Annotated in this window: 11 protein-coding genes; 8 read left to right on the forward strand and 3 right to left on the reverse strand. The window is 43.8% G+C overall.

The genetic code is table 11. The features are described from left to right. The first annotated feature begins 160 nt into the window (after positions 1-160). From AB4Z17_RS18575 to AB4Z17_RS18595, 5 genes are all read left to right on the forward strand, one after another. Complete coding sequence (locus tag AB4Z17_RS18575) at positions 161-2,134, forward strand: sensor domain-containing diguanylate cyclase (RefSeq protein WP_441909553.1); 1,974 nt, start codon at positions 161-163, stop codon at positions 2,132-2,134. 124 nt (positions 2,135-2,258) lie between these two features. Beyond that, entirely contained in the window at positions 2,259-2,996 is a 738-nt protein-coding gene (locus AB4Z17_RS18580; protein WP_441909552.1) for a hypothetical protein, read from the forward strand. Positions 2,997-3,031: 35 nt separating this feature from the next. Continuing rightward, complete coding sequence (locus AB4Z17_RS18585; RefSeq protein WP_441961304.1) at positions 3,032-4,147, forward strand: aminopeptidase; 1,116 nt, start codon at positions 3,032-3,034, stop codon at positions 4,145-4,147. Between the two features lie 138 nt (positions 4,148-4,285). Further along, on the forward strand, positions 4,286-4,528 hold the full coding sequence (locus AB4Z17_RS18590; protein ID WP_076268246.1) for an HPr family phosphocarrier protein: 243 nt from the start codon (positions 4,286-4,288) through the stop codon (positions 4,526-4,528). A 136-nt stretch (positions 4,529-4,664) separates the two neighbouring features. Continuing rightward, positions 4,665-4,952 (forward strand): YlaN family protein, encoded by a 288-nt coding sequence (locus AB4Z17_RS18595; protein ID WP_054028048.1) that lies wholly within the window; start codon positions 4,665-4,667, stop codon positions 4,950-4,952. A 14-nt stretch (positions 4,953-4,966) separates the two neighbouring features. Here the strand turns inward: AB4Z17_RS18595 and cax are convergent, their stop codons facing one another. Next, positions 4,967-5,923 (reverse strand): calcium/proton exchanger, encoded by a 957-nt coding sequence (cax, locus tag AB4Z17_RS18600; RefSeq protein WP_441961306.1) that lies wholly within the window; start codon positions 5,921-5,923, stop codon positions 4,967-4,969. A 279-nt stretch (positions 5,924-6,202) separates the two neighbouring features. Between cax and AB4Z17_RS18605 the strand changes: the two genes are divergently transcribed. After that, positions 6,203-6,397, forward strand: a complete 195-nt coding sequence (locus tag AB4Z17_RS18605) for a hypothetical protein (RefSeq protein ID WP_076268248.1) — start codon at positions 6,203-6,205, stop codon at positions 6,395-6,397. Positions 6,398-6,508: 111 nt separating this feature from the next. Further along, positions 6,509-6,892 (forward strand): Asp23/Gls24 family envelope stress response protein, encoded by a 384-nt coding sequence (locus AB4Z17_RS18610; protein ID WP_076268249.1) that lies wholly within the window; start codon positions 6,509-6,511, stop codon positions 6,890-6,892. A 51-nt stretch (positions 6,893-6,943) separates the two neighbouring features. Here the strand turns inward: AB4Z17_RS18610 and ftsW are convergent, their stop codons facing one another. Next, positions 6,944-8,092, reverse strand: coding sequence for a putative lipid II flippase FtsW (gene ftsW / locus AB4Z17_RS18615; protein WP_076268250.1), 1,149 nt, complete (start codon positions 8,090-8,092; stop codon positions 6,944-6,946). Positions 8,093-8,102: 10 nt separating this feature from the next. After that, positions 8,103-8,447 (reverse strand): YugN family protein, encoded by a 345-nt coding sequence (locus tag AB4Z17_RS18620; RefSeq protein WP_076268251.1) that lies wholly within the window; start codon positions 8,445-8,447, stop codon positions 8,103-8,105. 335 nt (positions 8,448-8,782) lie between these two features. Here AB4Z17_RS18620 and AB4Z17_RS18625 point away from each other — a divergent pair. Further along, the coding region (locus AB4Z17_RS18625; protein ID WP_441961310.1) for an amidohydrolase at positions 8,783-9,412 on the forward strand (630 nt) is incomplete at its 3' end.

Here is a 9,412-nt window from a genome sequence, read left to right on the forward strand (position 1 = left end):
AATATATGAATTAGATAGCTGTTGTCAAGGTTAACAAAGGAAATTTAATGATGTTTGAAACACATCGAAAGACCTATATTTTAAATGCATAGTAGTGCAAATTTCTCAAAAATGGAGTATGATGATTGTAATATTAAGTGAAAATAGGAAGCTCATCACCTTGGTTGACAGATGGAAGGGTTGGGGCTGCATGGTTGATCGAATGAATAGCAGTTTTGCATATCGTAAATCATCAACAATTATGGATACATCAGCAGAGTCACAACCGATTTGGTTCATCAGCGAAGATATTAGCGATGCGGACAAGCCCTTGCTATCACCATTGTTCCAAGACAGTTTCAATCAGTGGGTAAGTGAAACATCAGGATTAGCCTCATTTGAGGCTGGTGAATTTGTGTTATTCAATAATGAAGCGGAAGAGATCTCATCTGAAGGTCTTTATGACGCTGAGGCTTGCGAGAAACGCGATGCTGCGCTTGCAAAGGTTGTCCAAAGCGTTTTAAGCAGCGGTTTATCATGTCATAATGAAGCAGATGATCTATTTACAGCAGCAGTGCCTATTCATAGGCGAGGCGATGGTGCTGTTTTTTGTATTCTTGCTTATGTGTCTCCAATTGGTCATCAGAAGGACATCGCGCAGCTTCAAATGTGCTCATTGCATTTTCGCAGCTGCTTTTACCATAAGTTTGAACAGCTTTATGTCAAGGATTTGCTTTTGCAGCAGCAGCGGGCTGAGCAGGAAGCAAGTAGAAGAGATTCTTTGTTTCAAGCAGCCAAACGGCTTTATGATCAAATCGATGTTGCATCGGTGCTGTCGGAATTGCTTAGCAGCCTGGAACAGCTTTATCCCAACTCGGAAGTTCATTTGTATTTGTCGCAGGACCACTTAAACGGTGATCCGCGTGTAAAGCCGCTTGTTTTCAAAAACTTGGAGCATGATCTTGTGACCAAGGCTTTTTTGAATGGCAAATCGGTTACGGAGCATGACAGAGACGGTACGCTTAGGCTGGCTGTTCCAATGAACGGCAAACAAGCTGCGTATGGTGTGCTTTGTTTGTATATAGGTCCAGGCAAATGGGATGAAGCGGACTTGCCTGCCTTCCTGCTGCTGGCGGATACTGCGGGATCAGCCTTCGAGAATGCGAAGCTGTATGAGCAATCTAATCTGCTTATTAATGAGCTGCGACTAATTAATGAGCTTACGAAACGATTAAACCAGTCGCTAAGGCTCAAAGAAATTTTTCAATTTGCTACCACTGAGCTTTTAACGATATTTGATGCGGATTATTGCTGTGTTTTGCAGCTTAACAAAGAAAAAAATCAATTCATCGTCATGTCCAGTAATTTCCCATCCCTGACGAGCGAGCAGTTTTTGCCCGATTACGGGTTCTGCGGAATGGTTTATCGAACCAAGGAGCCAATGATCATATCCGATTACTGGCATACTCGTGTTGTAACGTCCAAGCTAATGGATAATACTGGTTCAAGATCGCTTATTGCCTCACCGATAATGGTTGATGGAGAGGTCGTTGGCGTTATTTTGATTACACACAAAGCGCCAAACTTCTTCTCCTACGATAATTATAAATTACTTCAAGTGATGAGCACGCACATTGGACTTGCTGTAACGAATGCTTCATTGCACGCTGAAGTGCGCCGGATGGTTATAACTGATAACTTAACTGGCTTGCATGCTCGCCACTATTTAAATGAACAAATTCAAAACCGTCAGCGCAAAGATCCATTCGGCTCACTTATTCTTGTAGATATCGATTTTTTTAAACGCATCAATGACACGTATGGACATCAAGTTGGTGATCGTATACTCATACAAGTGAGCAATATTATTAGAGGATCGATTAGGCAGGGGGATATCGCGGCACGCTGGGGCGGTGAAGAGCTTGCGATTTACTTGCCAGGCATTCGGGCTGAGCAAGCGTACCGCATCGCCGAACGAATACGGGTGCATGTGGAGATGGAAACGGACCCAGTCGTAACCGTATCCTGCGGCGTGTCCGAATGGAAGTTTGAGGATGAAAAAATTAGCGTTGAATCTTTATTTTATCGTGCAGATATGGCACTTTACGAAGCTAAGCACAATGGACGTAATTGCATCATAGTTGGTCAAAGCTAAAAAGCGGGAACGTTGTAAAGTGAGGGATGCTGATTGCAGCATCCTTTTTTTTGTTCCTATTTGGAATAAGGAGCTTGATAGTTAGGGACGATACTATAGAACATGTTGTACGGGAGGTAGGCATATGAAAAAAGAGAAAGCAATTGGCGTAATTGTTGTCACGCTTGTATTCATGCTCTCAATTGCCGGGTGCGGAAATGTGGGTAAACATCGAACACCTGAGGAATGGCTGTCTTTGTCTTATTCGGGGCTTGCCGCAACGGATCAATATGATTTTACAGGGTCGATGAGCATAAAGACAGACGGTGGTCTAGCTTTTAAACCGGAAGTGTTCGAAGGCAAGGTCGTGGATCATCAGCAGTTGACATTGCAAACGAATAGTCAGGAAACGATGCATTGGAATCCAGTAAAGGTGCTTGAGACGTTGAATCAGTCCAATGATGAGGTTCGGATCGTAAACGGCAGCAACGATGAGGAAACCGTAACGCTGTTGATTACAGAGAACGCAAAGGTTTCAAAGGAGAAATGGGAACAGCGTTTGCGGCAGCAGCTAGATCAGCTTGGAGCAAACATGCCTTCCAAAGATAAGCCTTTTCACCAAGAATGGATGGAGGAATTGGCACGATCGCGCAGCCAGCTTGATGCCATGCTTTCGTCCATGCAGGCGACCACGGAGTATGAGCTCGTTATCGACCGCAAGAAGCTGCTTCCGCTGAAGATGGAAGAGAAAACATCCTTTCAGTACACCTACAACAAACGTCCATTTTCTGAATCAAGATACACGACAGTAAGGTTTCAATCCTTTAACGGTGCGTTGAGCAACACTGTTCAGCAGATGCATAAACGTGTTACGATGGATTAGTTTATGATCGAAAGTTAGAAGGAGAGGAATTTTACATGCGTGATCCAAGATTGCAAAAGCTAGCGCGAAATTTAGTCGAATATTCTATCGATGTTCAAGCAGGGGAGAATGTGCTAATTGACATGGTTGGTTCAGAACGAGAGCTAACCAAGTGTTTAATAGAAGAGGTTGCAAGGCGGGGCGGCAGGCCGTTTGTAGAATCGAGCGATCGTTCTGTTCTTCGTACTTTGCTGAAGCATGCTACGAAGGAGCAAATGGAGCTTTGGTCGTCGCTTGATTTGGAGCGGATGAAAAATATGCAAGGATATATCGCTGTACGCTCAGGAGACAATGTGAATGAATTTGCTGGAATTCCTGATGCCAACATGCGCCTATATGATCAAATCTATAGAAATCCGGTACACTCCGAACAGCGCGTTAAAAAAACAAAATGGGTCGTTTTGCGTTACCCAAGTCCATCCATGGCTCAGCTGGCCAATATGAGTACGGAAGATTTCGAAGACTTCTATTTTGATGTTTGCAACTTGGATTATGCCAAAATGGACGCAGCGATGAACCCGCTTCAGAAGCTGATGAGTGAAACAGATCGTGTGCGGATTGTATCGCCAGGCACGGATTTAAGCTTCTCGATTAAGAATATCGGAGCGAAAAAATGCTCTGGCCACCGAAATATTCCCGATGGAGAGGTTTTCTCAGCTCCGGTTCGCGATTCGGTGCAAGGTACGATTACTTACAATGCGCCTAGCGTCTATTCTGGCGTTACGTTCCAAAATATTTCACTGACATTTGAAAACGGCAAAATCATAAAAGCAGAAAGCAATGACAATGTTCGTTTGAATGAAATTTTAGACATGGATGAAGGCGCTCGCTATATTGGTGAGTTTGCAATCGGATTTAATCCGCATATTTTGCATCCCATGAATGATATTTTGTTTGATGAGAAAATTGCCGGCAGCTTGCACTTTACGCCAGGTCAAGCCTATGAAGAGACGGATAATGGCAACCGTTCCGCTGTTCATTGGGATCTCGTACTTATTCAACGCCCAGAATACGGCGGCGGCGAAATTTATTTTGATGATGTACTTATTCGCAAAGATGGCGTTTTCGTCATTCCAGAGCTTGAAGGGTTAAATGYTGAAAACCTCAAATAAGCAATTACGCTCGAATCGTATTCCTATGTAATAAATGGAAAATAAAGCGTTTTTCATTTTACCTCTTGCTGGATGCTTCTTTTCGGGTTATCATGGTGACAAAGGTAAGCTTTACTAATTTAACTGGAGGGATCTCCCATGTCCAACAACGCAGCAATCGTAGAAATTTCCCAAACGGCTAGCCAATTCACTTCGTCCATCGTTCTGCAAGCCGAGAGCAAATATATTGATGTAAAAAGCATCCTCGGACTTTTCACTACACTAGTAGGCGGACATGCGTACGAACTTCATGTACACGGACCGGATGCTGAGGAAGCAAAAGCAGCAATGGCTGCTGTATTTGCTAAGCACAACTTAAATGTTAATGTTATTACGGATTAGTAGATCATATTTTTAACGAATAAGCACCTCTTCACTTTTGAAGAGGTGCTTTTCTGTTTTGACCTTGTATAATCACTCTATTTCGTCTAATATAGTGGTATAGAAGACGGCGGATACGCGCACAGGGGGGAAAACGATGTCTTCACCGGAAATTACGGTACAATTGCATGAGAAAGCGCTTCGTCTCCTTCAGGAAGATGCGAGTAAAATAGAAAAGCTAATCGAAGTTCAGATGGAAAACTTGACTACTCGTCAATGTCCACTTTACGAAGAAGTGCTAGATACACAAATGTATGGATTCTCGCGAGAGGTTGACTTTGCTGTTCGCGCCGGACTCATTGCAGAGCTGGCTGGCAAGGAAATAGTGAGTAGATTAGAGCGGAATTTAGCTATGCTATACGAAGCACTGGAAAGAAAAGAGTAGCCTCCGAATGGAGACTACTCTTTTTTTTTGTTTACACAAGGTAGAACGCAATACCGAGAATGACATAGACCATAATAAGCAGCACTACTGACGAGAATGAGCACAGGCGCTACGAATAAAGCGATTTGCAAGCTGCTGCCGATGGCGATTTCTACAGCTGCGCCAATCTTATTTTTCATAGCCAGCATCACAGCAGCGCTATGCTCAGCCGCGTTACCGACAATAGCGATTACGAATGCCCCTATAAACAGCTCAGACAGGCCAAATTTCGCACTGAATGCGTCAAGGGTATGTACAAGCCATTCACTCACAAAGGCCACCATAACGGTAGCTAGGAGGAGGAAGAAGATTGACTTTCCTTTTGACCAGGCCGGCTCTTCGCCGTGATCTGCATTCATGACGACATCAGAGAGCATGTCCTTGTGAGTAACCATGGAGAACACCAGCCACAGAATATAAGCTAAAATCAAAATTCCCGCAACAGCAAGACTTAAAAACTGATCCTTCTCAAACGAAAACTTCTCTGAGACAATGAATACAGCTGGCACGAAAAGACCGATGACAGCCATGATCATGAGCGTAGAATTGTGATCAGCTAATCGGCCGTTAAATTGCTGCTCCTTATATTTCAACCCGCCAAGCAATATGCTAAGACCCAAAACGAGCAATAGATTTCCGATAATAGCTCCTGTCAAGCTCGCTTTTACCATATCGAATTGCTGCGCTTTAATCAAAAATATCGCGATGATGAGCTCTGCGGCATTTCCGAAAGTTGCATTGAGGAAGCCACCCAGCCTTTGACCTGCATAATGTGCGACACTCTCCGTGGCTTTACCAAGAAAACCGGCCACAAAGATGATCGCGATGGCTGAAATGATAAATTGAACTGTGTTATCCCAGTGGGCGTAATGACCGATGGCACTAAGTGCAAACATGAGGATTAACCCTGAGAAAAACCATTTTTGATTCAAAGCGTTCACCTCTTCAAATAGTTGCTGAAAACCTGATAATACTATAGCGGAAATAAGCAAGCATGTAAACTTTACCAGTTAAAAGGTGTATTCGATATGTTTATCTGATTCATGGAGAAATAAACGGGGAGATAAAGTTATTGTCACATATTGGAGAAAGTTGGTAGAATGATAATAGTGTGAAGGATTGAATGGGGGCCTGGCTATATCGTTCTCAAAACGGATAAAAACCTTACGGAATTCGACAGAAGCCTTGCTGGTCGAACGATTATTAATGATATGCCTGGTTCAAAAGCTTCATGGACGAAAAAAAATCAACATTTGTATCTCGTTATCAATTACAAAGACGAGAACGCAGAGCTAAAGGAAATTGTTATGCTTGCCAACATTAATATGTTTAAGGTTTACTCCTTCGTAACGACGGTGAATCAAAAGCTAGCAAGCGCTAATGGTGGAAGAATTATCAATTTATAAGCATTTAGTTCAAATAACATCTTGTTCACAAAAGCTTTTAACACTCAGCTTTGCTGTGGTTATGTCCGTCTGCTATAATAAGCCTATATGGCAAAATGAGGAGTGAGTCACATGACAGAAGAACTTCAAACGGGTCTTATCCGAATCTCTGATGATGTAGTAGCAACGATAGCTGGACTCGCAGCGCTTGAAACGCCAGGCATTGCGGCAATGTCGGGCGGAATTTCCGAAGGACTCGCCAAACGGCTGAGCGGAAAGAACGTGCAAAAAGGTGTATCTGTTGAAGTAGGAACGACGGAAGCGGCCATTGATCTTCGTATTATTGTTCATTACGGCATTCCGATTCAAGAGGTATGTCGCCAGCTTCAACTGAATGTACGTGAATCTGTTGAGAATATGACAGGATTGCACGTTGTTGAAGTGAATGTGAAGGTAGAGGGCGTTGCCTTTAAAGAAGAAGAGTTGGAAGAAGTTCAGCAGCAGCGATTGAAGTAAATAAAAAAGGGTGCCTCTTTTATAAAAAGAGGCACCCTTTTTTTGATTCCATTAGCGCTTTGTAGGTTCTACACGATTTGCTTCCCTCGATATGCTTAACAATACGCCGATTGACATTAGACAAAATAGCAGGGATGAGCCGCCATAACTTATGAACGGAAGTGTAACACCTGTCAGCGGTATTGCGGCAGTAACGCCGCCTATGTTGACAAAAGCCTGAATGGCGATCAAGCCGACAATGCCAACACCAACAACTGTGCCGTAATGATCAGGACAGCGGAGTGCAACGATAAGACCACGCCATAAGAAAAATAAATAAAAGAGCAAGAAGAGGGCGCTGCCAATAAAGCCTAACTCTTCTCCAATGATTGCAAAAATAAAATCATTATAGGGATATTTCAGGTAATGCAGCTTCTGGACGCTTTCACCGAATCCGGCACCGGTTAAACCGCCGTGGCCAAAGGCTTGCAGTGACGACACGAGATGCCAGCCTGTATCCTGAGAATCGCTGAGCGGATCTCTAAACACGGTAAGCCGATCAATTCGGTATTTCCAAGGTTTTGGATCAATCGCCATCGAGATACTGAATATGACGGTGAGAAAGAGGCCGATAATCGTTCCAGACATAAATACCTGCTTTAAATTCGCACCGCCAGCCATAATCATGACCGTAGCACATGCAGCAAGCACTAATGTGGAACCAAGATCGGGCTGCATCATAATCAAGCCGCAAACGAAGCCGACGATAATGATAACCGGCAGCAGACCTTTTTTGAAGCTGCGAAAATTATCGCCCTTCTTCGTTATAAGAGCACCAAGATACAATATGATGGCCAGCTTGGCTGGTTCTGTTGGCTGTATGCCAAGTTGTCCAATTCCAAACCAGCTATGTGCGCCATTGATCTCCTTGCCAACAAACGGAACGAGAAAGAGCATGATTACTACTGGAATGAAAAATAGCATGAAGAGGCGTTTAAATACTTGATAACGCAAATTCATCATAAACAACATAACCACTATGCCAAGGCCAGCCCACACGAACTGGCGCTTGGTGAAATACAAAGCATCTTCCTTCGTTACGACCGCGACACTTGAGCTTGCGCTGAAAACCATAACAAGCCCAAAGCCAACGAGCAGAAGAGTTAAAATGAGAAGCAGAAAGTCCGGTCTTCCACGGCTRCCGTTCTGCGTGGCTTTCATGTCAGCACCGTTACGCTAACAATTGTTTCAATTGCTGAAGTCTTTGCGTCGCCGTACTCATAATTGGCTGTGGAATAGGGGACTCATACTCAAGACCATGCGGGAAAGTGGAGCGTCCAATATAAACTGATTCGATAATTAGAACGGCATGAGGTGATTCAAGCTTACCTTCAATGGCTCTTGTTGTAATTCTCAAATAATAATCGGATCCGCTCGCGTGATCCTCAAGTTTCAAGTCGTATGTAGCGCGATAGTATTCCCACTGCCAACGGACAAAACCAACTTTTTCAGCAGATTCGTCTAAGTGGTCAAGTTCGCTTTTAACACCGTTTAAGCCGGTATTTTCAATAATCATGGTAGTTCCTCCCAAAGGTTTTGTGAAGCAAAACTGACTTTACTAGCATATGCTTCCATTTCAAAAGACAGAGTTGTACATTCTTTTCTCATGATAGTATGTTTCCCCAGCAAGCGCAACCCTTACTCCCACCCCTTGTTGTGAACAAAAGTGACATTTTGAAGAAAACTAATATTCCTAACGATTTAGTGATGCATTTGCTTCCTAATTAAGCCGTTCATCTGGTAAACTAAATGGCATGATAGGATTCGTAGTTTTTTTGAAAATGTAAGGGGGTTTGCGATTTGCAAACAGAGGATATCGTAGATCTACAGCTAGAGCAGCTATTTCCAAAAATGATTAATTGGCGCAGGCATCTTCATCAATATCCTGAGCTTTCGTTCCATGAGCGTGTAACGTCAAGCTGGATTGCTACCCAATTAAGCGAGCTGGGCATAGAGGTCCAGACAGGCGTTGGAGGACATGGACTAATTGCAACCATTAAGGGTGATCAACCAGGCCCGGTCATAGCGCTGCGGGCTGACATTGATGCGCTTCCTATTCAAGATGAGAAAAAATGCGAATATGCGTCTAAGGTGCCAAACGTTATGCACGCATGCGGTCATGATGCACATACATCTACGCTTCTAGCGATTGCGTCTTATTATTCAGCAAATCGATCCGCTATTTGCGGTGAGCGCAGACTATTGTTCCAGCCAGCCGAAGAGGTTACACCTGGCGGAGCAATGCCGATGATTAAGGATGGAGCGCTGGATGGAGTAGACGTCATTTATGGCGTACATCTTTGGACGCCGCTCGCTTATGGCTTGGTGTCGTCCAAACCGGGAGCCTTTATGGCTGCTGCGGATGAATTCGTTATTGATATTGTGGGACGAGGCGGTCATGGGGGATTGCCGCATCAAGCTATTGATGCGATTATGATTGGATCAACGCTTGTGCAATCCGTTCAATCCATTGTAAGCCGC

This window comes from Paenibacillus sp. TAF43_2, assembly GCF_052113545.1.
GTDB lineage: Bacteria > Bacillota > Bacilli > Paenibacillales > Paenibacillaceae > Pristimantibacillus.